Below are 23,003 nucleotides of genomic sequence, written 5' to 3'. Positions count from 1 at the left end.
TTAGATCGGGGCCATCGGTTCCGACGCTGCACCTTGCGGCCTGACAGGAGACGCACATGCTGCGCGACGACATCAACACCGCCGTCAAGGAGGCCATGAAGGCCAAGAACGAGCGTACGCTTTCCACCCTGCGTATGGTGAATGCGGCCATCAAGAATGCCGATATCGACGCGCGCGGCCAGGGCAAGCCGCCGCTGAGCGATGCGGATCTGCTTAGCTTGTTGCAGAAGATGATCAAGCAGCGCCAGGAGTCGGTCGAGCTGTACGAGAAGGGCGGCCGCGCCGAACTCGCCGCTGCCGAGCGCGAGGAGATCGCCGTCATCACCGCCTATCTGCCGCAGCAGATGTCCGAAGACGAGACCAAGGCAGCGATTGCTGCCGAGATCTCCGAACTCGGTGCCGCCGGCATGAAGGACATGGGCAAGGTGATCGCCGCGCTGAAGGCGAAATATGCCGGCCAGATGGATTTCGGCAAAGCCAGCGGCCTCGTGAAGGCCGCGCTGAACGGGTGAGTTCCTAACCTCTCCCCGCTCTTTGCGGGGAGAGGTCGCCGCGCCTTCGCGGCGGGTGAGGGGCAGGGCACTCGGCCAGCCCTGCACGTGCGCTCCCGGATCGAAGAAGCCTCAGCCGCTCTTCCCCAGCGCCGCCTCAATTACCATCGCCACTCCCTCGATATTCGACAGCACATCGTTGTTCCAGAATCGCAATACGCGATAACCCTGCTCGCGCAAGTATCGATCCCGCACCTTGTAGCGTTCCGATTCCAGATGCTGCCCACCATCAGCTTCGATAACGAGCGTTTTTTCCCGACAAACAAAGTCGCAGATGTAGCGCCCGATGGGCTCCTGGCGCACGAACTTGAATCCCGCGATCTGACGATTGCGCAGGGCATTCCAGAGTTTCGTTTCGGCATCAGTGGAATTGGCGCGAAGTTCGCGCGATTTGGTGGTGACGAGAATACGGCTCCGCATGTGCCATGCCCCTCATCCGTCGTCGCTACGCGACGCCACCTTCTCCCCGCGCAGAGCGGGAAGAAGGCAAGTCTCTTTACGCCGCGGCCGTGGGCAGCGTGTATTCCTTGAACTGATCGCGCAGTGCGGTCTTCAGGATCTTGCCCGTCGCGGTGTGCGGGATGGCATCGACGAACACCACGTCATCCGGCATCCACCACTTGGCGATCTTGCCATCCATATATTTCAGCAGGTCCTCGCGGCTCACCTGCTGGTCCGGCTTGAGCTGCACGATCAGCAGTGGACGCTCGTCCCACTTCGGATGGAAGACGCCGATGACCGCCGCTTCCGCCACCTGCGGATGGCCGACGGCGAGATTCTCCAGATCGATGGACGAGATCCATTCACCGCCGGACTTGATCACGTCCTTGGAGCGATCGGTGATCCGCATATAGCCGTATTCATCGATGGTGGCGACGTCGCCGGTGTCGAAATAGCCTTCGCTGTCGAGAATGTTCTTATCGACGCGGAAGTATCCCTTCGCCACGGCGGGCCCACGGACGAGCAGGCGGCCGAATGTCTTGCCGTCATGCGGGATCAGCTTCTCGTTGTCGTCGACCAGTTTCATTTCGACCATGAAGGGCGAGAAGCCCTGGGTCTGCAGGATGTCGAACTTGGCGTCGCCCTCAAGATCCTTGAACTGGCCTTGCAGCGTGCAGACCGTGCCGAGCGGCGACATTTCCGTCATGCCCCAGGCATGGCGCGGCTCGACGCCCATGTCTGCGAACGCCTTGATCATCGAGCGCGGCATCGCCGAACCGCCGCAGATCACGACCTTGAGGTCCGGCAGCGTCAGCTTTTCCTTCTGCATATATTGTAGCAGCATCAGCCACACGGTCGGCACGCCGGCGGTGTAGGTCACCTTCTCGGTGCTGAGCAGCTCATACACCGAGGCGCCATCGAGCTTTGCGCCCGGCATTACCAGCTTGGTGCCCATGGATGGCGCGGAGAAGGCGATGCCCCAGCTATTGGCGTGGAACAGCGGCACCACCGGCAGCATCGTGTCCTTCGACGTGGTGCCGAGTGCGTCGCCGTTATTCGCGACCAGCGCATGCAGCACGTTGGAGCGGTGCGAGTAGAGCACGCCCTTCGGATCGCCCGTGGTGCCCGATGTGTAGCACATGGCGGCCGCGGTGTTCTCGTCGAACTCCTTCCACTGGAAGTTTCCATCGACCTCGTTGATCCAGTCCTCATAGGCGACCACGTTCTTCAGCGTGGTCTGCGGCATATGCGCCTTGTCGGTGAAGACGATGTAGCGCTCGACGCTCGGGATCTGGTCGGCGATCTTTTCCAGGATCGGGATGAAGGTGAGGTCGGTCATCACGATGCGGTCCTGCGCATGGTTGATGATCCAGGCAATCTGGTCCGGGAACAGGCGTGGGTTCACCGTGTGGCAGATGGCGCCGATGCCCATGATGCCGTACCAGGCTTCGAGATGGCGCCAGGTGTTCCAGGCAATGGTGGCGACGCGGTCGCCGAGCACGATGCCTTCCTTGTCGAGCCGCTGCGCGACCTTCAGCGAGCGCTTGCGAATCTCACCATAGGTGGTGCGATGGATCGGCCCTTCGACCGAGCGGGTGACAACCTCGCGCTCGCCATGGTTCTTCGCTGCGTGATCGATGATCCGATGACACAACAGTGGCCAGTCTTGCATCAAGCCGCGCATTTTCGTCCCTCCGAATTTCTGTTCTGCCCGCGACTCCGTTAAGGAACCGCAGCGCCCACGACGGGTTTGCCCATCGTTGGGGAATTAGGTCTTGCCATGAAGTCTAGCGCGGGGAAAGCGGCCGGAGAATCGACTTTTGGTCTATCCCGCTGCGGCCAAACGACAATTGGAGCCATTCTGGCGCTGATTTTTGTCATGGTGTTGCCGGCGGAGGCCTATCTCACCACCACGCGTGTGCCGCTGCCGAAGGCACGCCCCGCTGAGGCGCCGCAGGCCCCCGAGGCCGAGCCGGCCGAGAAGCCCGGCCAATCCGCCGGGAAACCGGCCGCAGAGGCAAAGCCGCCGGAACCGCCGCCGCCATCGGCCTGCCGCGTCGCGCTTACCGACGATATCGCCATCGCGCCGAGCATCCCGGACATCAAGGGGCCGGGCGCCTGCGGTGGTCCGGACATGGTGCGGCTTGAAGCCGTGGTGCTGGCGGACAAGACCCGCGTGTCGCTGAAGCCGGCGGCCACCATGCGTTGTGCGATGGCGACGGCGGTGGCCGATTGGGTTCGCACTGATATGGCAGGGCTGGCGGGCAGCCTGAAAACGAAACTGGTCGAGCTCGACAATTTCGATTCCTTCAGCTGCCGCGGCCGCAACCGCCAGCAGGGCGCCAAGCTGTCCGAGCATGGCCGCGCCAATGCGCTCGATATCCGCGGCCTCAAACTGGCCAATGGGGAGACGGTCGCGCTGACCGAGCGGACGACGCCGCGGGACTTGCGCGAAAAGGTGCTGCTGTCGCTGTGCTCGCGTTTTCCCACCGTGCTCGGGCCGGGGTCGGATGGTTATCACGAGGACCACATCCATTTCGATCTCGCCGAGCGCCGCGGCAATTATCGCATTTGCCAGTGGGACGTCTGGGATGCCTGGCCGCAGGTGGCGCCGCTGATGCCCGTGCCGCGCCCGGCCGAAGCACCGCCGCGGGAGGTGGCCGCGAAGGAGGGCGCCCCCGCCGAAGCCAGGCTCGCGGAGCAGCCAGCCGAGGCTCAGGCCGAGCCCGACAAGGAGCAGGCCGAGGAAGCAAAGCCGGAAGAGCCGAAAGCCAAGCCGGGGCAGAAAAAAGCCAAGGCTAAGAAGCCACGCAAGCAGCGTGCGCAGGTGCCGTTTCCGCTGAATCTGCTGCGCTAGGTCCGAGCGAAGGCGCTTTGCTTCTCCCTCCCCCTAGCGCGGCGTAGCCGCGCGACGCGGGAGGGTGGCATGGTGCGAGCGTTCAGCGAGCAACATGACGGGTGGGGTGCTTCCCCAAACTCTGACGTCACGTGGGTTGCCCCACCCCGGCCCTCCCCACTGCGCCGCTTCGCGGCTTGAGGGAGGGAGCACGACGGTCCTCGTTCGCGGCCATCACCGCCAGGGGCTGTTGGGATCGTCTTCCAGATCGTAAAGCTCGCGGAGATGGACGCTCAGCTCCATGAGCTTGTCGCGAAACGGCGTATGCGCGGCGTCGGAATAGCCGACGGTAATGCGCCAGCTGTCATTGAGCGGATAGATGATCAACCGCACATTCGCGGGCCACGGCCCGATGCTCTTGAAGGTCGTCTCCCGGAATATCTTTTCCAGTTCGGCGGCGCTCTTCTTCGGTTTCCACATCAAGGCTGAATACATCCACGATTGCCGGGCAGGCGTCCCGGCACCGGGATGTCCGGTACCTGCGCATGCACTAGGTCAGCTCTTTTGGAATTATTCTAATCGGATGTAAACTGGCTTCTCACGCTCCGAAGTGAAGCTTTCTCCTCCCTCCCCGGAGCGAAGCGACTGGGGAGGGTGGATTGAAGCGAGCGTTCAGCGAGCTTCAAGACGGGTGGGGTGCTTCCCCACACTCTGTCCTTCCGTGGGGATAGACACCACCCCGACCTCCGCTTCGCTCGGTCGACCCTCCCCACTGCGCCGCTGCGCGGCTGGAGGGAGGGAGACCACGCGCTTCGGCGCACAACTGATCCGTGGGGTGGGCAAAGGAGCGAAGCGACGTGCCCACCCTACAGATTTCTCGTTCTCTCGCCGTGCAGCGGGCCTGGACTCAACCAAATAAAAAAGCGCCGGGAGCACCGGCGCTTTTCGGATCGGAATGTTGCGAAGCTTAGTACGGCGTGCCGCCGCCGCCCTGCAGGGCCAGCTTCGAATTATACGGGGAGTCACCGGCCTTCGGCTCGAGCACGACGACCAAGGCACCCGGCTTGACGCGGCTGTAGAGGTCGATGACGTCCTCGTTGGTCATGCGGATGCAGCCCGAGGAGATCGAGGCGCCGATATATTCCGGCTGGTTGGTGCCGTGGATACGGAACAGCGTGTCCTTGTTGCCCTGATAGAGATAGAGCGCGCGGGCGCCGAGCGGATTGTCCACGCCGCCGGGCACCTGGGCCGGCAGGCCCTCGATGCGGGCATGGATGTCCTTGGTCGGGGTCCACTTCGGCCATTCGGCCATGTTGCCGACGCGGGCAACGCCGGAGAAGGCGAGGGCTTCTTCACCCACGGTCACGCCGTAGCGGATGGCCTTGCCGCCGTCCTGCACGAAATAGAGATAGTGGTTGTCGGAATCGACGACGATCGAGCCCGGCAGTTCCTTGCGGTGGAAATCGACGATGGCGCGACGGAACGGCTCTGCCGGCTTCACATTGGCGTATTTCGCCTTGGCGAGCTGGGCACGGTCGTTCGGCTTCAGGCTGCCTTCCGGTGCCGGCTGATACATGGCGGTGGTCGTGTTGCAGGCCGACAGCATCAGGCCGGCCGCGACGATCAAACCCAGTCGAATCTTGAGAGACATAACTTTGTTCCAGTTGCTAGGCCCGGACGTGCGTTACGTCCTCAGAATAGGCCCCTAAACGCCACGATTCCGTTAAGCGCAGTATCGCTGAATTTTCCCGTGATTCCAGCGGCCAGATACGCGCTGCAGCATGCGGGTTGCGACCTGTGTCATATTTGCCGCAGAAAATTCACTGATCTGATCAAGGTTTACGCATTCTCGCGATCGGCTCCCGAAACTGTGATGGCGAAGCCACAAGCTGAACGGGTGTGGCGCGACATGCAGACATCAACGGCGATGGTGGACGGCGTTGCAGAACGGGGTTGGCGCGCCGCAAGAAGGCTGTCATGAGGGCTGCATCCGCGTCGGGCATGGTCTCCTCCCGCCGATTCGGTTCGGGCCGCTGTTTCGGCGGTTTCCCTGTTTGCATCGTCCATCATTGCGGAGTCGCCATGCTCGCTGTCTTCACGCCTGTCGATCACGCTCTCCGGAAGTCCGAACCCGCCGATTTGTCGGCACTGCCGGACAATGCGGTGTGGATCGACATGGTGAAGCCGTCGCCGGGCGAGGACAAGGCGGTGGAGAAGCTGGCGGGCGTCGAGATCCCGACCCGCGAAGACATGCAGGAGATCGAGATCTCCAGCCGTCTCTATATCGAGAACGGCGCCCGCTACATGACGGCGAGCTTGATGTGCGGTTCCGACACCGAGAACCCGCGCGTCACCGCCGTGACCTTCATCCTCACGCGCCAGCGTCTCGTCACCGTGCGCTATGACACGCCGCGCCCGTTTGCATCGGTCGAACTCAAGCTCGGGCGCAACGCGCCGTCCAATGCCAATGGCGAGACGGTGCTGCTGGAACTGCTCGACGCCGTGATCGACCGTTGCGCCGATATTCTGGAGCGCGTCGGTTCGGACATCGACCAGGTCAGCCACGATATTTTCGAGCCGGATGAATCCCAGCGCACCGGCCATGCCAAGCGCTATTCGGAAATCCTGATCGCCATCGGCCGCAAGGGCGACCTGACCTCGAAAGTGCGCGAAAGTCTGGTCTCCATCGGCCGCCTGGTGACCTTCGTCACCGCGGAGGCGGATGGCGTGAAATGGTCGAAAGACATGCGCGCCCAGCTCAAGACCATGCAGCGCGACGTGATGTCCCTCACCGACCACGCCTCCTATCTGTCGAGCAAGATCACCTTCACGCTGGATGCGATGCTTGGCGTCGTCAATCTCGAGCAGAACAACATCATCAAGCTGTTCTCGGTGATGGCGGTGGTGCTGATGCCGCCGACCCTGATCGCGTCGGTTTACGGCATGAACTTCAAGCTGATGCCGGAGCTGCAGTGGGATCTCGGTTATCCCATGGCGCTGCTGATGATGCTGTTCGCCGCGGCGCTGCCCTATATGTTCTTCAAGTGGAAGCGCTGGCTGTAAGCGCGCGGGGCCGTCAGAGCGCCGTCTCCCGTCGTCCCGGCAAGGAAGTGGCTGGAGTCGTACGGAAACCTGATCCGGGATGCCTTATCGGTAAAGACTATCGAAAGGATTGCGTTAGTTCCCGCCATAATGTTTCAGGTAAAATTCGAGCGGTTCGCTGAACGGTTGCGCTAGGGCTTGCTGTCATAACCCCTTCACTAGTGAAGAGGACAGCAATGGTTGACAAAACAGAAATGCCCGGGCGGAACGTCGTCGATCTACGCTCCTATCAAAAGGCGCGCCGCGGCATGGCTCAGGCCAAAGCACAGGCCATGACGGCGCGGACGTGCCGGCATTGCGGTGCGGCCATGCTCGAAGGTGAATCCGACGACGATTGCTCGAGTGCAGGCATCGAAGCCGCTGCGCCGATGCTGCGGAAGTTTTACGCGGACTGACGGTCCGGTTCTTCCCTCAGGAGGAGCGCCAGAAAGGCGCCAGCCTCACTTCTTGTCCTCAAAAATCCCCGAAAACATAACACACTCAGCCCTCATCCTGAGGAGCCGCACAGCGGCGTCTCGAAGGATGGCCGCATACGCGGAGCCCTGCCAGCTCATGGTTCGAGACGGCGCTTTGCGCCTCCTCACCATGAGGGATGGCGTGTGTATCACACGTGCTGACCGCCATTGATGTGGATCTCGGCGCCGTTCACGTATGAGCTGGTCTCCGTGCACAGCACATAGATGATCTTGGCAACTTCGTCCGGTGTGCCCAGACGATGCATCGGGATCTGCTGATCGACGATGGCCTGCGTGCCCGGCGACAGGATCGATGTATCGATCTCGCCCGGCGCGATCGCATTGACGCGCACGCCCAGCGGGCCGAAATCCGACGCCATCTCGCGGGTCAGTGCGGCGAGCGCCGCCTTCGATGTCGCGTAAGCCGCACCGGCAAACGGATGCACGCGCGAGCCGGCGATGGAGGTGACATTCACCACCGAGCCCTTCGCGGCCTTGAGCTGTTCAATCAATCCACGCGCCATCATGATCGGCGCGAAGAAATTGACGTTGAACACATGGGTCCAGGTGGCGACGTCGGTGCCGATCGAGCCCATGCGCGCGCCGCCTTCGGCCTTCGGCGAAATCGCGGCATTGTTCACCAGCGCATGCAGGGCGCCGCCATTGAGCCGCTCCTTGATCTCGTCGATGGCGCGGGCGGTGTCGTCGTGATTGGCGAGGTCGACCTGGATGTGGTCTTCGGGTCCCGCGTCCCACGGGCAGACTTCCGGAAATGGATGCCGCGAACAGGTCAGCACGCGCCAGCCGGCGCTGGAAAACCGCATCACGGTGGCGTGGCCGATGCCGCGGCTGGCACCGGTCAGCAGCATCGTGCGCTTGGGCGCGTTCGAGCCGGTATGAGAGGCAGATTTCGGTCGCGCCGAGGGCTCGGAATTCACGGATACATCCTTACTTTGGTCCAGGCGCCTGCGGCCTCGCGGCGGAATTCGATGCGGTCATGCAGGCGATACGGGCGGTCGTGCCAGAACTCGATGCGCTCCGGCGTGATGCGCCATCCGCTCCAGCCGGGTGGACGCGGCACATTGCCGATCAGGTATTTCGCGCCTTCCTTGGCGATGGCTTGCTCGAAGGCAAAACGGCTCTCCAGCGGCTGCGACTGTTTGCTGGCCCAGGCGCCGATTTGCGCCTGCTTTGGGCGGCTGGCGAAATATTCGTCGGCTTCCTCGGCAGTCACGGGCGTCACCGGACCGCGGACGCGGACCTGCCGGCGCAGCGACTTCCAGTGAAACAGAAGGGCGGCCTTGGGATTGCCGGCGAGCTCCTGGCCCTTCTGGCTGGCGATGTGGCTGTAGAACACCCATCCATCGGCATCGAAGCCTTTCATCAGCACCATGCGGACATCGGGCAGCCCGTCGGCGTCGACGGTGGCCAGCGCCATGGCGTTGGGATCGTTGGGCTCCGAGGTCCGGGCTTCGTTAAACCATTCGGAAAACAGCGCAAACGGCTCCTCCGCCGCCGTAAAATCACCGGACGTTAACGGAGTTGGGTGTTTCATGGGGGCTGTCGTGTCGGTCATGTCCGGAGTTCCGTATTGCGTTGGCCCATCCGCGAGTGCGAGCGGCAATCCTCATATAGGCATGACCTATATAGGACACGCGACCGCATTGGCCTATCGGGTCTGTGCCCGCTTCGGGCGGCTTTGACAGCTATTCTCATCGGGACGGGTCTGGGCGGCTGCAGCATCATGCGCAGCGATGACGGCCCGTTCGCGAAAATGGAAAGTGGCGACGTCACGGGCTCGATCACGCCGATATCGCGCGCAGTGAATTACGATCCGACCGAGGCCGATCTGGCGCTGGCCCGCAATGCTGCCAGCGACGTCCTGACCAAAGGCAGCCGCGACTCCAGCCAGCCATGGGAGAATCCTGCAACCGGCGCGCGTGGGTCGGTGACGCCGCTCTCCAGTGCCTATGTCGCCGAGGGCAAGACCTGCCGGGATTTCCTCGCGTCCTATGTCAACGGCACCACCGAAAGTTGGATGCAGGGGGCGGCCTGTAAAGGCGAGCGCGGCCGTTGGGACGTGCGGACCCTCGTGCCATGGAAACGCAGCTGAGAATCGGAAGCGAAGCTAGGAACTGGAAGCGAAGCTGAATTCCCACGCCAAAGCTTGCGATCCCGTTGCAAAAATGACACGAACACCCCAGATGACAGAGCAAGCAGGCATATCCTGCACGCCATTTACGCGGGCTCCAGCCCGCCTTTTGCATATTCGAGGAGAGACGACGGATGCGCGACCCCTATGAGGTCTTGGGGGTGCAGCGGGGCGCCAGTGCTGCGGCGATCAAGAGCGCCTTTCGCAAGCTCGCCAAGAAGCATCATCCCGACGCCAACAAAGATGATCCGAAGGCCGCGGAGCGGTTTTCGGAGGTGAATTCGGCCAACGAAATCCTCGGCGACGAGGACAAGCGCAAGCAGTTCGACCGCGGTGAGATCGATGCCGAGGGCAAACCGCGTTTCCAGGGCTTTCCGGGTGGCGGCCGCGGCGGTGCGCGCGGCGGCTTCGAACATGCATTCCGCGGTGGCCCGCAGGGCGGCTTCGGCGGCGCGGGCGCCGGTGGGGCAGGCTTCGAGGATATCCTCAACAGCATGTTCGGCGGCGCAGCCGGTCGCGGTGCCCGCGGCGGCGCGCAGTCATTCGAATTCGACGGCGGCGGTTTCGGAGGTGGTGGCGCCTATGGCGGCGGCATTCCCGATCTCGACATCAGTGTCGCCATGACCGTCACGCTCGAGGAGTCCGTCAAGGGCACCGAGAAGCGCGTCCGGCTATCGACGGGCAAGGAGCTGAACGTCAAGGTCCCGGCCGGCGTCACCAATGGTCAGCAGATCCGTCTGCGCGGCCAGGGCGAAACCGCGCCCGGCCATCGCGCCGGCGATCTCATGATCACGGTGACCATCGCCCCGCATGCGACCTTCAAGATCGACGGCAGCGACCTGCGCGTGGATTTGCCGATCACGCTCTATGAAGCCGTGCTGGGCGCCAAGGTGCGCGCGCCGACGCTGACCGGCGCGGTCGAACTCTCGATCCCGAAGAACACCTCCAGCGGCCGCGTGTTTCGCCTCAAGGGCAAGGGCATGCCGAAGGCCGATGGCGCCGGCGATCTCTACTTCACCACCCGCATCATGCTCCCGGACGGCAACGACGCCGAACTGGAAGCGCTGATGGAGAAGTGGCAGAGCGGACATCCGTATAATCCGCGGAGCGAGATGTAAGAATCTGTAGCCCGGATGGAGAGCAGCGAAATCCGGGTTTCAGAGCATCAGCAAATCGCCGGTCCCCGGATTGCGCTGCGCTCCATCCGGGCTACGAACTCACCCGCCCACCTTATCCGTCTGATCGTAGATCGCCCGCGCCACCGTGTTCAGGCGCTCCTTGTCGGATGTGCCTGACACCACATAGCCAACGCCCTTGTCGGCCCAGAACATGGCGCCGTCCTTGTCCTGCGAGGCGTAGCGCATCGAGGTCGTGTCGGTTTTGGCGCGCGATGTATACAGCGTGAAACGCTCGCCGCTGGCGGTCTCGTACATGAAGAACGCGGCCGGCGCATCAGGGCCGGGCAACAGGCGTCCACCGACGAGCTTCAGGCCGCTCGAGTCGAGATCCGGCGCCTTGATGGCATAGCCGACGCGCTTCGACAGCCACTGCTGCAGATGCGCACGCTCGTTGCCTGCGACTTCGACGGGATGACGGACTTCCACCACATAGGTGCGATGGGCATCGAGCGCATCCAGCGCAAAGGTCCGGAAGCTCGGCGATGACGCGGAGGCGCCATGCGCCAACCAGCCGACGCTGCCGCCGGCAATGAAGGCGACGAGGGCCGCAGCAATGGCGCCGTAGATCCACGACCGCGATTGCGACTGCCGCGTCAGGCGCTCGAGTTCGAGGCGCTGCGGCACCGGCTCCTCGGCCACCGCGTCGTAACGCGCATGAAGGAGATCGGCCATACTGCGCCAGGAGCGCACGCGCTCGGCATCGTCCGGATGCGCGGCCAGCCAGGCTTCCACATCGGCGCGGCGCTCGGTCGGCAATTCGTCATCGACGAAGGCGTGCAGTTCGTCTTCGGTGACGGGGATTTTCGGGTCGGTCATTTCCGGTTCCTCTGAAATCACTTGACCGCGCGGAGCGCCGGGCGCTCGCCGTCGAGATAGGCTTTGACATGGGCACGGGCACGGGCGAGGCGCGACATCACGGTGCCGATCGGCACGCCCTGGATGTCGGCGACCTCGCGATAGCTGAGCCCTTCGAGCATCACGAGCAGCAACACCGCGCGCTGCTCCTCCACAAGTGCTGCCAAAGCGCGCGTGATGTCGCGCCCTTCGGCTTCGGTGCCCGATGCATCGGCATTGTTATCGTAAAGTTCGGTGAACACCGGCTTTCGCGCCAACGAGCGGCGGCGATTGCGGTTCAGGTTGGTCAGGATCGTGTAGAGCCAGCTGCGCAGGTCGCCGCCGATGAACAGCCGCTCGGAGCGCAACGCGCGCACCAGCGTGTCCTGCACGAGGTCATCGGCAATGTCGGTATCGCGAGCCAGCGCGCGGGCATAACGCCGCAACGCCGGGATCATGCTTTCCACACCTTCGCGGAACGCGTTCATGAGGCTGTCGCCATAGGCTGGGATCCGGGATGAGGTCCATCGGTATTTTGGCGCGGTGACATGTGCCGCATCCATCATAACACCTTGTGCGGGCATCTATTCCGGCGCCGGCGGAGATGGTGAACAGGCCTCGATCCCGGCACTTTGGGGCTATACCCTGCGGCAGTGCTGGTGTACCCCAAAGGCCAGATTTTGGGTTCGGTGCGGAAACCCGCCGGCCAGCGAAAACGGAGGCGATATGAGCGAAGTGTCAGGCCTGATGAAGGGCAAGCGTGGTGTCATTCTGGGCGTCGCCAACAACCGCTCCATCGCCTGGGGCATCGCCAAGGCGTGCCAGGCCCAGGGTGCCGAAATCGCGCTGACCTATCAGGGCGATGCGCTGAAGAAGCGGGTCGAGCCGCTGGCTGCCGAACTCGGCGCCGAACTGCTCGGCCATTGCGACGTCACGGATCCCGCCACCATCGATGCGGTATTCGATCGCCTGAAGGAAAAGTGGGGCAAGATCGATTTCGTCGTCCACGCCATCGCCTTCTCGGACAAGAACGAGCTTGAAGGCCGCTATGTCGACACCTCGGCGGAGAATTTCAGCAAGAGCATGCTGATCTCCTGCTACTCGCTGACCGCGATCGCCCAGCGCGCCGAGAAGCTGATGACCGAAGGTGGCTCCATCGTCACGCTGTCCTATTACGGCGCCGAGAAGTGGATGCCGAACTACAATGTCATGGGCGTCGCCAAGGCAGCTCTTGAAGCCAGCGTGCGCTATCTCGCCGCCGATCTCGGCGCGAAGGGCATCCGCGTCAATGCGATCTCGGCCGGCCCGATCAAGACGCTGGCTTTCGCGGGCATCGCGGACTCGCGCTACCTGCTGAAGTACAACGAAGTGAATGCGCCGCTGCGCAAGAACGTCTCCATAGACGAAGTCGGCCAGAGCTCGATGTATTTCCTCTCGGACCTGTCGAGCGGCGTCACCGGCGAAGTGCATCACGTCGATGCCGGCTATCACGTGCTCGGCACCAAAGTGCCGGACGCGCCGGACATCCGCATGGGCAGCGGAGAGTAAGACTCCGCTCTTTTCCGTCGTCATTGCGAGCGCAGCGAAGCAATCCAGTCTTCGCTTGCGGCCTCTGGATTGCTTCGTCGCTGCGCTCCTCGCAATGACGACCTGAAATGTCTGAGCACGCTCCATGCAAAAGCCGGTCATCTATTACATCCGCCACGGCCAGACGGAGTGGAATGCCCTGGGCCGTTTTCAGGGCTCCAAGGACATTCCGCTCAATGATCTCGGCCGCGAGCAGGCGACCCATGCCGGCGGCGTGCTGAAGGATCTGCTGGCGCGCCACAATCGCACCCATCGCGATGTGTCCTTTGTCGCGAGCCCGCTCGGCCGCGCGCGCAACACCATGGAGCTGGTGCGCACCGAGCTTGCCATTCCGGTGGGCGACTACGCGCTCGACGATCGCCTGCGCGAGATCGGCTATGGCGACTGGGAAGGCTTTACGTTGCCGCAGCAGCAGGCTGACAAGCCGGAGCTTTACGCCGCGCGGTTGACCCAGAAATGGACGCTGCCGGCGCCGGGCGGCGAGAGCTATGTGCAGGTCGAGGAACGCGTTCGCGCCTGGGCGGCGGAGCTGACCGGAGACGTGGTCGCCGTCGCCCATGGCGGCACCTGCCGCGCGCTGATGGTGGCGCTGGGACTGGATACGCCCGACGGCGTGGCGGAACTGCCGATCCAGCAAGGCGCGGTCTATGTGTTCAGCGCGGACGGGCTGGAGAAGTTCGCTTAAACTCCGTCATGCCCGGCGAATGCCGGGTATCCACGTCTTCGGCTTCGCAAAGGCGTGGATGGCCGGGACGAGCCCGGCCATGACGGCGTTTGTTGCGATTTCGGTGACATGCGGCTACGAAACGTAGCGAAATCGCTAAATCGTTTCCGGAAATCCCATGTCCCACAACACCTTCGGCCATATGTTCCGCGTCACCACCTTTGGCGAGAGCCATGGGCCGGCGATCGGCTGCGTGGTCGATGGGTGCCCGCCGATGATCCCGCTGGAGGCGGCGGAGATCCAGCTCGACCTCGACCGTCGCCGTCCCGGCCAGTCGCGTTTCACCACGCAGCGGCAGGAGCCCGATGCGGTGAAGATCCTGTCCGGCGTGATGGCGCATCCGCAGACGGGTGTGCAGGTGACGACGGGCACGCCGATCGCGCTGCTGATCGAGAATACCGACCAGCGCTCCAAGGACTATTCGGAGATCAAGGACAAATTCCGTCCCGGCCATGCCGACTTCACCTATGAAGCGAAATACGGCCTGCGCGACTATCGCGGCGGTGGCCGGTCCTCGGCGCGTGAGACGGCGACCCGCGTGGCCGCCGGCGCGATTGCGCGCAAGGTGTTGCCGGGCGTGAATGTCCGCGCCGCTCTGGTGCAGATGGGGCCGCACAAGATCGCACGCGAAAACTGGAATTGGGAGGAGGTCGGTAACAATCCGTTCTTCTGCCCCGATGCGGAGAAGGCGGCGTTCTATGCCGATTATCTCGACGGCATCCGCAAATCCGGCTCCTCCATCGGGGCTGTGATCGAGGTGGTGGCCGATGGCGTTCCTGCTGGTCTCGGCGCTCCGATTTACGGCAAGATCGATAGCGACATTGCCGCAGCGCTCATGAGCATCAATGCCGTAAAGGGTGTCGAGATCGGCGATGGTTTCGATGCCGCAGCACTCACCGGCGAGGAAAATGCCGACGAGATGCGGATGGGCAATAACGGGCCGACCTTCATGTCGAACCATGCCGGCGGCATCCTCGGCGGCATTTCCACCGGCCAGTCGATCATTGCGCGATTTGCCGTGAAGCCGACCTCGTCGATCCTGTCGCCGCGCAAGACGGTGGATCGCGCCGGCACCGACACGGACATCCTCACCAAGGGGCGCCATGATCCCTGCGTCGGCATCCGCGCCGTGCCGGTGGCCGAAGCCATGGTCGCCTGCGTGATCGCGGATCACTTCATCAGGCATCGCGGGCAGGTGGGGTAGTCGTAGCCCGGATGGAGCGAAGCGCAATCTGGGAATCAGAGCTTTAATAGTTCGCCGGTCCCCGGATTACGCTTCGCTCCATCCGGGCTACGCGCTAAGCTCCCTGCTGCATGAACGACACGCAGCTCAACGATCTCATTACCTGGCTCGCTGACGGCGCCCGTTCGGCTGTGCGCACCGACCGCTTCATGGCCGAAACCTGCGAGCGGATGGTCGCCAGCGGCATTCCGCTGTTTCGCGTCGGCGTATTCGTCCGCACGCTGCATCCGAGCATGCTGGGGCGCAATTTCATCTGGCGCGCCGGGGGTGAACTGCAGATCGGCTCCATGGCCCATGGCGAGGATGAGGGCGACGAATTCCTGCTCAGCCCGCTGCGTCAGGTGTTCTATCACGGCACCGAGGTGCGGCACCGGATCAACGCCGACACGGCGAGCAACATCCCGATCCTCACCGACCTGCGCGCCGAGGGCAACACCGACTATATCGCGCTGCCGCTGCATATGTCCGACGGCGAGACCCATGCGTCGAGCTGGACCACGCGCCATCCCGATGGCTTCTCTGACGGGCAACTGGATGCGCTGCGCCGGATCATGCCGTCGCTGACGCGCATGATCGAAATCCATCTGCTTCGCCGCACCGCATCCGGACTGCTCGACAACTATGTCGGTGCCCGCGCCGGCGAGCGCATTCTTGCCGGCCAAATCCGGCGCGGCCATACCGAGACCATGCAGGCGGTGATCTGGCTGTCGGACCTGCGCGGCTTCACCGCACTGTCGGACCGGCTGCAGCCGGAACATGTCGTCGATATCCTCAACAGCTATTTCGATTGCCAGGTGCCGGCGATTCTGGCGCAGGGCGGCGAAGTCCTGAAATTCATGGGCGACGGGTTGCTGGCGGTGTTTCCCGTGGCCGAGGATGAGGGGGACCTGACTTCCGTCTGCGGCCGCGTGCTGGAAGCGGCGCGCGCGTCACGCGCGGCCGTCGCGCAATTGCGCTGGGCCGGGACCAATCTCGCCGAGGAGCAGTTCCGCTTCGGCCTCGCGCTGCATGTGGGGAAGGTGCTGTATGGCAATATCGGCGGCGGCGATCGGGTGGATTTCACCTGCATCGGGCCGGCCGTGAACCTCGCTGCGCGGCTGGAGAAGATCGCCGGCAAGCTTTCGCGGACCGTGGTGGCATCGTCCGCCTTTGCCGATGCGAGCGCGGCCGACTGGGCTGATTTGGGCGAGTTTCCGATCGCGGGGTTCGCGAAGGCCGAGCGCGTCTATGGTCTTGCGGATGAAGACCTCAATCCTGCTGGGCGTGCCAGTAGGACTGTCTGAGTCCCCAGGTCAGGACCGTCAGCGTGATCCAGAGCCGGATCATCGCGAAGCTGAAGATAAAAACGAAGAAGACGAGATTGCGCAGGAAGGTCTGCGAGGTCTCGCCCTGCCAAGTCGCCCAGATGGCGGTGCGGACGACGCCCTGGGTCAGGCTGAGACCGAAATAGAAGCCGCCGAGCACGACGATGGCGCCGCCGAACCAGCGCCAGCGGTCGATCAGCTCCCCGATCACATCGAGCAGGTTGATGCGCCCGGCATGGCGCTCGGCATGCAGCAGCATCAGCAGCACCAGCGCCGCGACGGTGGCGCTCCAAAACTTGCCGAGATGGGTGAACTGGTCGAAGGCCATGCCGTCCAGGCCGGCGATCATGCTGCCGCTCAGGCCTGCATTGCCGGTCCAGATCACCGACACAACGCCGATGGCCATCAGGAGCGCGATCAGGCCGAGGATGCGCAGCGATAGCCGAAGTTCGTCCTTCAGCGTCAGATTGCCGAGATCGGTCTGGCCATCGGCCAGTTCGATCGAGCGCCGCGCCACGGCAATGAAAGCCTGCAGGATGGCGATCGAGGCCCCGATCACCGCAAAAAGCGCAACGGGCCCGCCGCTGAAGGCGATGACGCGCAAGGCCGCCGCCAGCACGATCCATGGCAGTGCTTCGATGAAGCGCAGCGGGCCGAAGGTCGGCTGCGAGCCGGACAGTGCGCGTTGGCGGAGCAGGGAGGTCATGGCGCCATGCTACCGGCCGGCGATGAAGCCGGGGTAGCAAAGGCAATTCAAATTGTAACGATCGGCGGCGACCGGCCGGGTCTCCGCCGGCTATTCCTCGGGCTCGATCGTGAACAGGAGCGGATAGCCCTTCGCGCGCCCGGCATCGGTCGCCCGCGTCGCCTTGGTTTCGGCGATGTCGCGCGTGAACACGGCCACCACGCAGACGCCCCGTTGATGGGCGGTCAGCATCACCTTGGCGGCCTGATCCTCGGACATGCGGAATTCCGCCTTCAGCACGCGGACGACGAATTCACGCGGCGTGTAGTCGTCATTGACGAGAATGACCTTGTATAATTTTGGCCGCTCGACCTTCGGCTTCGCCTTGGTCTGCGGCTTGATCGTGCTGTCGGGCATGAAACCTCGCGCGGGCGGGTGGCAAAGCGCGCTGTGAGAGCCCCGAATATAATCGCACCATCGCGCGCTGCAATGCTGACCTGATTGTGAAGCACCCGCGCGGTTCCCGCTTTGCGGCGCGTCATTTGCGTGTCACCATTCGACTCACAAACGGGAGGGCCGCAATGCGCTGGTGTGTCTCGATTGGAGCGGTACTTGTCGCCGGGGCGATGCTCGGTGGCGATGTGACGAGTGTGGCCGCCACCGGCCTGAAGCCGCAATGGGCCCAGAGCAAGCCCGAGCCTGTCGTCGATGTCGAACTGGTGCTGGCGGTGGACGTGTCCTACTCGATGGACATGGACGAGCTGGCGATACAGCGCGAGGGCTATGCCCAGGCGATCGTCTCCAAGGAATTCCTGGCCGCGCTGAAGACCGGCCCGAATGGCAAGATCGCCGTCACCTATTTCGAATGGGCGGCGGCCAATGACCAGAAGGTCGTCATCCCCTGGCGCGTCATCGACGGGCCGGAATCCGCCGATGCCGTCGCCGCCGAGATCATGAAGGCGCCGATCCGCCGGGCGTCGCGGACCTCGATCTCCGGCGCCATCAATTACGCGATGCCGCTGTTCGAGGAAAACGCCCTGCGCGGCATGCGGCGGGTGATCGATATCTCCGGCGATGGGCCGAACAACAATGGCGGACCGGTCACCATCGCGCGCGATGCGGCGGTGGAGAAGGGCATCATCATCAACGGCCTGCCCATCATGGCGAAGGAGCTGTCCTATTCGACCATGGATATCGAGAATCTCGATTGGTACTACGAGGATTGCGTGATCGGCGGGCCAGGCTCCTTCGTGGTGCCGATCAAGGAACGCGACAAGTTCAAGGAAGCCATCCGCACCAAGCTGGTGATGGAAGTCGCCGGAATCGCGCTGCCCTATGCGAAGATCATCCCCGCAGCCGCGCGCGAACCGCGGGTGAATTGCATGGTCGGCGAAAAGATCTGGCAGGATCGCTGGGGGCGGTGAAGCGCTCTACGCTGTCGCGATCGCGTGAAAGAATGTGCCCGTGACATGTCCGCGCCGTCCGCCGCGCTCTGGCAGAGGCTGGCCATCCGCATTGACGAGATCGACCAGCGGTTCATCGCGGCCGATGTCGGTGAGCGAGGCGTAGTGGAATTCATGGCCGCGGATAATCGCGCCCGCTGATCCGATCGCGCTGTCCGCCACCAGCTTTGCCTCGCGATAGCCGAGATGCAGCTTTCGCTTCTGGAAGCTTGTGGTGTGACCGAGTAGCCCGGTCATCGCATGGCGATGCCCATCGGCGTCTTCCAGCCCTTCGCCCAGCACCATGTAGCCCCCGCATTCGCCATGCACCGGACGCGTTTGCGCAAAGCGGGCGAGGCCGTCGCGGAAGGTTGTTGCCGCCGCCAGCGCGCCGGCATGAAGTTCGGGATAGCCGCCCGGCAGCCAGCAGCTGTCGCAGTCTTCGGGTGGCGCTTCATCCGCCAGCGGCGAAAAGCGGACGATTTCGGCGCCGGCATCACGCCAGCCATCGATCAGATGCGGATAGATGAAACTGAATGCGGCATCGGACGCGAGCGCGATGCGCTGGCCAGGTGGCGGCAGGGCTGGCGTGCTGGAGCGGGCCAGCGATGTGTCGATCGGCGCGGCCAGCGCGAGGATCGCATCGAGATCGAGATGGGCCTCCGCCATGTCGGCGAGGGCCGTGATGCGTCTGGCGAGATCGCCATGCTCGCCGGCTTGCACCAGACCCAGATGGCGCTCCGGTAGAGCGAAAGCCGCATCGCGCGGCACGGCGCCGACGACCGGAATGTCCAGCGCCGCGATGGCATCCGTGATCAGCTTGCGATGCCGCGCGCTGCCGACACGATTGAGCACGACGCCTGCAATGCGCACATCCGGGTGATGCGTTGCAAAGCCGCGCACCACGGCGGCGGCCGATTGCGATTGCGCGGTGACGTCGAGCACGAGGATCACAGGCAGCCCAAACTGTGCAGCAATGCTGGCGCTCGAGCCGTTGCGACCATTGGCGGCCGGCACGCCGTCGAACAGGCCCATGACGCCTTCGACCGCGACCAGATCGGCGCCCGCCGTCGCCCGCGCCATCAGCGCCTGCAGCAGCGGCGGCGACATGGTCCAGCTATCGAGATTGATGCAAGCCACGCCGGTGGCTGCGGCATGAAATGCGGGGTCGATGTAATCAGGCCCGGCCTTGGCTGCACGCAGCCGGATGCCGCGCCGCGCCAGTGCCGCCAGCAGGCCCAGCGTCACCGTCGTCTTGCCGGCACCGGAGCGGATGGCGGAGATCAGGAGGCCGGTGGGTGGGGAGGTGCGCAGCATCGCGGTGGATTACTGCGGTGGAGAAAACATCGCAAGGAGGCGACCCAAAGCTCCGTCATGGCCGGGCCCGTCCCGGCCATCCACGTCTTAGCCAAACACCAAGACGTGGGTGCCCGGGACAAGCCCGGGCATGACGGTGTTTCAACAGACGCACATGCGTCTTACGCCGTCGCCGTTTCCTTCTTCGGCCAGTATTTGTCGCGCAGATGGCGCTTCACCAGTTTGCCCGTTGGCGTGCGCGGCAGTTCCGATTCGAAGTCGATGCTCTTCGGGCATTTGATCGGCGACAGATGCTTGCGGCAGAAGGCGATCAGCTCGGCTTCGAGCGCAGGCCCGGCGCGGTCCATGCTGTGCGGCTGGACGACGGCCTTCACCTCTTCGCCCATCTCGTCATTGGGCACGCCGAAGACAGCCACATCCGCCACCTCCGGGTGGGTGATCAGCACATCCTCCGTTTCCTGCGGATAGATGTTCACGCCGCCGGAAATGATCATGTAGGACTTGCGGTCGGTGAGATAGAGGAAGCCCTCGTCATCGACATAGCCGACGTCGCCGAGCGTGGACCAGCCGCGCGGATTATACGCCTTCTTCGTCTTCTCGGGATCGTTGTGATAGCTGAACACCGGCGTATCCGCGAAATAGACGGTGCCGATCTCGCCGGTCGGGCGCTCCTGATCCTCCTCGTCGAGAATCTTCACGCTGCCGACGACCGCCTTGCCGACGGTGCCGCGATGGCTCAGCCATTGCTGCGAATTCGACACGGTGACGCCGTTGCCTTCGGAGCCGGCGTAATATTCGATCAGGATCGGTCCCCACCAGTCGATCATCTTCGCCTTCACATCGACTGGGCAGGGCGCCGCCGCATGAATCGCGCCTTTCAGCGACGAGACGTCGTAGCGCTGGCGGATCTCGTCGGGCAGTTTCAGCATGCGCACGAACATGGTCGGCACCAGCTGCGACTGGGTGATCTTGTGTTTCTGCACCAGCTCCAGGAATTTCTCGGCGTCGAACTTCTCCATGATCACCGACGTGCCGCCGAGCGTGATCGCCATCATGTTGAAGCGTAGAGGTGCCGCGTGATAGAGCGGCGCCGGCGACAGATAGATGCTGTCCTCGGTCATGCCGCACATGGTGGCGCACAACAGCTTCAGGAACGGATTCGGCACGTCGATCGGCGAATTGTCCGAGGCGCGCTTGATGCCTTTCGGGCGGCCGGTGGTGCCGGAGGAATACAGCATGTCATAGCCGGCGATCTCGTCGGCGATCGGCGTGGTCGGCTGCGTCGCGAGCGCCGTGTTCCAGTCGCGAAAGCCGGCTTGCGAACCATCGACGATGTAGAACACCGGCTCGGCCGCATTGGTGATCAGGGGCGCGATGACGTCGGCGCATTGCTCCGATGTGATGACCACGCGGGCGCCGCAATCCTGCACGATATAGGCGATCTCGTCGGCGGTGAGATAGCGGCTGATGGCGGTGTAATAGAGCCCCGCGCGCTGCGCGGCCCAGCAGATCTCCATGAATTCAAGCCGGTTCTCCATCAGCAGGGCGATGTGATCGCCAGCCTTGAGGCCGAGCGATCGGAACAGATGCGCGCCGCGATTGGAGCGCTCGTCCAGTTCGCGATAGGTGAGGGCGGCACCGGAGCCGGCCATGCGATAGGCGATCTTGTCGGGATGAGACTTCGCGTGAATCGACGGATGCGTCATGGGTGTTTCCTCTTGGAAGGATCGGCGGGTTGGCCCGCTCGTCTTTTGTTTCTTCCTTCTCCCCTTGTGGGAGAAGGTGGCACGGCCGAAGGCCGTGACGGATGAGGGGTACGGTTGGGCTCAGAGCTTGCGGCTGCCCTCACCCGTCCGCGCTGCGCGCGGCCACCCTCTCCCACAAGGGGAGAGGGAAGGAAGAGAAGAGCGTCAGAGCCGCTCCACGATCGTCACATTGGCCATGCCGCCGCCTTCGCACATGGTCTGCAGGCCGTAGCGCTTGTTCTGCTGCTTCAGCGCATGCACCAGCGTAGTCATCAGCTTGGTGCCGGAGCCGCCGAGCGGATGGCCGAGCGCAATGGCGCCGCCATTGACGTTCAGCCGTGCCGGATCGGCGCCGGTCGCCTTCAGCCAGGCGGTCGGGATCGACGCGAAGGCTTCATTGACCTCGAACAGATCGATGTCGTCGATCTTCATGCCGGCCTTTTCCAGCGCGCGCTTGGTCGCCGGCAGCGGTGCTTCCAGCATGATCACAGGATCGCCGCCCATCACGCTCATATGGTGGATGCGCGCCAGCGGCTTCACGCCGAGCTGCTTCAGGCCCTTTTCATTGACCACGAGAACGCCGGACGCGCCGTCGCAGATCTGGCTGGCCGATGCTGCCGACAGGCGGCCGCCATTCTCGTTGATCAGCTTGACGCCCTTGATGCCGGCCAGCGTGGCATCGAAGCGGATGCCTTCGTCGATGTGATGGGTATCGGTGGAGCCGTCGGCGCGGGTGATCTGCAGCGGGACGATCTCGTCCTTGAAGCGTCCGGCTTCCGTCGCCGCGATGGCGCGCTGGTGGCTCTCATATGAGTAGCTGTCGAGATGATCCTTCGACAGGTCGTATTTCTGCGCCACCATTTCGGCGCCGGTGAACTGGCTGAACTGGATGTTCGGATAGCGCGCCTGGATGTTGGGGCTCATGTAATTGCCCATGCCGGCCTTGGAGGCGAGGATGCTGGGCGAGCCCATCGGCACGCGGGTCATGCTCTCGACGCCGGAGGCGATGACGATATCCATGGCGCCGGACATCACCGCCTGCGCCGCGAAATGCAGCGCCTGCTGCGACGAACCGCATTGGCGGTCGATCGAGGTGCCCGGCACGCTTTCCGGCAATTTCGATGCGAGCACGGCATTGCGCGCCACATTGACGGCCTGTTCGCCGCCCTGGCCGACGCAGCCCATGATCACGTCATCCACCAGAGCGGGATCGACGCCGGCGCGATCGACCAGCGCATTCAGCACGGACGCCGCGAGATCTGCCGGATGCCATCCGGCCAGCCGGCCACCCTTGCGGCCACCTGCGGTACGTGCGGCGGCGACGATATAGGCCTCGGCCATGGCGATCTCCCTTGAATCTTGTTGTTGTGGTGGGGTGTGAAACTGGGCGGATTAAAAGGGGCGCAT

24 protein-coding genes are annotated in these 23,003 nt (G+C 63.6%); 11 read left to right on the top strand and 13 right to left on the bottom strand.

The window, feature by feature from the left end:
* Positions 1 to 56 precede the first annotated feature (56 nt).
* The gene (locus RPMA_RS24150) at positions 57 to 512 is read left to right on the top strand and encodes a GatB/YqeY domain-containing protein (protein WP_211910191.1); all 456 of its coding nucleotides are present in this window, start codon (positions 57 to 59) and stop codon (positions 510 to 512) included.
* A 111-nt stretch (positions 513 to 623) separates the two neighbouring features.
* On the opposite strand, the gene RPMA_RS24145 is transcribed toward RPMA_RS24150, so the two are convergent.
* Both RPMA_RS24145 and RPMA_RS24140 read right to left on the bottom strand, forming a co-directional pair.
* Positions 624 to 971 carry an endonuclease domain-containing protein gene (locus tag RPMA_RS24145; RefSeq protein WP_211910190.1) on the bottom strand — a complete coding sequence of 116 codons (348 nt, stop codon included), beginning with the start codon at positions 969 to 971 and terminating at the stop codon, positions 624 to 626.
* Between the two features lie 76 nt (positions 972 to 1,047).
* Complete coding sequence (locus tag RPMA_RS24140; protein WP_211910189.1) at positions 1,048 to 2,676, bottom strand: fatty-acid--CoA ligase; 1,629 nt, start codon at positions 2,674 to 2,676, stop codon at positions 1,048 to 1,050.
* Positions 2,677 to 2,871: 195 nt separating this feature from the next.
* Between RPMA_RS24140 and RPMA_RS24135 the strand changes: the two genes are divergently transcribed.
* On the top strand, positions 2,872 to 3,849 hold the full coding sequence (locus RPMA_RS24135) for an extensin family protein (protein ID WP_211910188.1): 978 nt from the start codon (positions 2,872 to 2,874) through the stop codon (positions 3,847 to 3,849).
* A gap of 213 nt (positions 3,850 to 4,062) precedes the next feature.
* Here the strand turns inward: RPMA_RS24135 and RPMA_RS24130 are convergent, their stop codons facing one another.
* Entirely contained in the window at positions 4,063 to 4,311 is a 249-nt protein-coding gene (locus RPMA_RS24130) for a hypothetical protein (RefSeq protein ID WP_211910187.1), read from the bottom strand.
* 484 nt (positions 4,312 to 4,795) lie between these two features.
* Entirely contained in the window at positions 4,796 to 5,479 is a 684-nt protein-coding gene (locus tag RPMA_RS24125) for a L,D-transpeptidase (protein ID WP_211910186.1), read from the bottom strand.
* 431 nt (positions 5,480 to 5,910) lie between these two features.
* On the opposite strand from RPMA_RS24125, the gene RPMA_RS24120 reads away from it, so the two are divergent.
* Together RPMA_RS24120 and RPMA_RS24115 are read left to right on the top strand one after the other, a co-directional pair.
* Positions 5,911 to 6,891, top strand: a complete 981-nt coding sequence (locus tag RPMA_RS24120; protein ID WP_211910185.1) for a magnesium transporter CorA family protein — start codon at positions 5,911 to 5,913, stop codon at positions 6,889 to 6,891.
* A gap of 215 nt (positions 6,892 to 7,106) precedes the next feature.
* Positions 7,107 to 7,325, top strand: a complete 219-nt coding sequence (locus RPMA_RS24115) for a hypothetical protein (protein ID WP_211910184.1) — start codon at positions 7,107 to 7,109, stop codon at positions 7,323 to 7,325.
* A 209-nt stretch (positions 7,326 to 7,534) separates the two neighbouring features.
* Here the strand turns inward: RPMA_RS24115 and RPMA_RS24110 are convergent, their stop codons facing one another.
* Together RPMA_RS24110 and pdxH are read right to left on the bottom strand one after the other, a co-directional pair.
* Positions 7,535 to 8,254, bottom strand: a complete 720-nt coding sequence (locus RPMA_RS24110; RefSeq protein WP_211913804.1) for an SDR family NAD(P)-dependent oxidoreductase — start codon at positions 8,252 to 8,254, stop codon at positions 7,535 to 7,537.
* Between the two features lie 65 nt (positions 8,255 to 8,319).
* Entirely contained in the window at positions 8,320 to 8,961 is a 642-nt protein-coding gene (pdxH, locus tag RPMA_RS24105; RefSeq protein ID WP_211910183.1) for a pyridoxamine 5'-phosphate oxidase, read from the bottom strand.
* Between the two features lie 168 nt (positions 8,962 to 9,129).
* Between pdxH and RPMA_RS24100 the strand changes: the two genes are divergently transcribed.
* Positions 9,130 to 9,498 carry an RT0821/Lpp0805 family surface protein gene (locus tag RPMA_RS24100; RefSeq protein WP_328516534.1) on the top strand — a complete coding sequence of 123 codons (369 nt, stop codon included), beginning with the start codon at positions 9,130 to 9,132 and terminating at the stop codon, positions 9,496 to 9,498.
* A gap of 173 nt (positions 9,499 to 9,671) precedes the next feature.
* On the top strand, positions 9,672 to 10,655 hold the full coding sequence (locus RPMA_RS24095) for a DnaJ C-terminal domain-containing protein (RefSeq protein ID WP_211910181.1): 984 nt from the start codon (positions 9,672 to 9,674) through the stop codon (positions 10,653 to 10,655).
* A gap of 99 nt (positions 10,656 to 10,754) precedes the next feature.
* Here the strand turns inward: RPMA_RS24095 and RPMA_RS24090 are convergent, their stop codons facing one another.
* Both RPMA_RS24090 and RPMA_RS24085 read right to left on the bottom strand, forming a co-directional pair.
* Positions 10,755 to 11,531, bottom strand: coding sequence for an anti-sigma factor family protein (locus RPMA_RS24090; RefSeq protein ID WP_211910180.1), 777 nt, complete (start codon positions 11,529 to 11,531; stop codon positions 10,755 to 10,757).
* Positions 11,532 to 11,548: 17 nt separating this feature from the next.
* Entirely contained in the window at positions 11,549 to 12,037 is a 489-nt protein-coding gene (locus RPMA_RS24085) for a sigma-70 family RNA polymerase sigma factor (protein WP_211910179.1), read from the bottom strand.
* A 238-nt stretch (positions 12,038 to 12,275) separates the two neighbouring features.
* Between RPMA_RS24085 and fabI the strand changes: the two genes are divergently transcribed.
* The 4 genes from fabI (at position 12,276) to RPMA_RS24065 (ending at position 16,386) form a co-directional block, all read left to right on the top strand.
* Entirely contained in the window at positions 12,276 to 13,097 is an 822-nt protein-coding gene (gene fabI, locus RPMA_RS24080; protein WP_211910178.1) for an enoyl-ACP reductase FabI, read from the top strand.
* 124 nt (positions 13,098 to 13,221) lie between these two features.
* Complete coding sequence (locus RPMA_RS24075; protein WP_211910177.1) at positions 13,222 to 13,821, top strand: histidine phosphatase family protein; 600 nt, start codon at positions 13,222 to 13,224, stop codon at positions 13,819 to 13,821.
* 157 nt (positions 13,822 to 13,978) lie between these two features.
* Entirely contained in the window at positions 13,979 to 15,064 is a 1,086-nt protein-coding gene (gene aroC, locus RPMA_RS24070; protein ID WP_211910176.1) for a chorismate synthase, read from the top strand.
* 110 nt (positions 15,065 to 15,174) lie between these two features.
* Positions 15,175 to 16,386 carry an adenylate/guanylate cyclase domain-containing protein gene (locus RPMA_RS24065; protein ID WP_211910175.1) on the top strand — a complete coding sequence of 404 codons (1,212 nt, stop codon included), beginning with the start codon at positions 15,175 to 15,177 and terminating at the stop codon, positions 16,384 to 16,386.
* On the opposite strand, the gene RPMA_RS24060 is transcribed toward RPMA_RS24065, so the two are convergent.
* Positions 16,352 to 17,113 (bottom strand): hypothetical protein, encoded by a 762-nt coding sequence (locus RPMA_RS24060; RefSeq protein ID WP_211910174.1) that lies wholly within the window; start codon positions 17,111 to 17,113, stop codon positions 16,352 to 16,354. The genes RPMA_RS24065 and RPMA_RS24060 overlap by 35 nt on opposite strands.
* Positions 17,114 to 17,203: 90 nt before the next feature.
* Positions 17,204 to 17,509, bottom strand: coding sequence for an ATP-dependent Clp protease adapter ClpS (gene clpS, locus RPMA_RS24055; RefSeq protein ID WP_211910173.1), 306 nt, complete (start codon positions 17,507 to 17,509; stop codon positions 17,204 to 17,206).
* 164 nt (positions 17,510 to 17,673) lie between these two features.
* Between clpS and RPMA_RS24050 the strand changes: the two genes are divergently transcribed.
* On the top strand, positions 17,674 to 18,516 hold the full coding sequence (locus RPMA_RS24050; protein WP_211910172.1) for a DUF1194 domain-containing protein: 843 nt from the start codon (positions 17,674 to 17,676) through the stop codon (positions 18,514 to 18,516).
* A 6-nt stretch (positions 18,517 to 18,522) separates the two neighbouring features.
* On the opposite strand, the gene RPMA_RS24045 is transcribed toward RPMA_RS24050, so the two are convergent.
* From RPMA_RS24045 to RPMA_RS24035, 3 genes are all read right to left on the bottom strand, one after another.
* Complete coding sequence (locus tag RPMA_RS24045) at positions 18,523 to 19,851, bottom strand: cobyrinate a,c-diamide synthase (RefSeq protein WP_211910171.1); 1,329 nt, start codon at positions 19,849 to 19,851, stop codon at positions 18,523 to 18,525.
* 161 nt (positions 19,852 to 20,012) lie between these two features.
* A complete protein-coding gene (locus tag RPMA_RS24040; protein ID WP_211910170.1) occupies positions 20,013 to 21,557 on the bottom strand; it encodes an acyl-CoA synthetase in 1,545 nt (514 codons plus the stop codon).
* A gap of 204 nt (positions 21,558 to 21,761) precedes the next feature.
* Positions 21,762 to 22,937, bottom strand: coding sequence for an acetyl-CoA C-acetyltransferase (locus tag RPMA_RS24035; protein ID WP_211910169.1), 1,176 nt, complete (start codon positions 22,935 to 22,937; stop codon positions 21,762 to 21,764).
* Between the last annotated feature and the right edge of the window lie 66 nt (positions 22,938 to 23,003).

The organism is Tardiphaga alba (assembly GCF_018279705.1).
In the GTDB taxonomy this organism is placed as follows: domain Bacteria; phylum Pseudomonadota; class Alphaproteobacteria; order Rhizobiales; family Xanthobacteraceae; genus Tardiphaga; species Tardiphaga alba.
The sequence above is the reverse complement of the archived record's forward strand: the minus strand, read 5'-3'. Positions and strand labels throughout refer to the sequence as shown.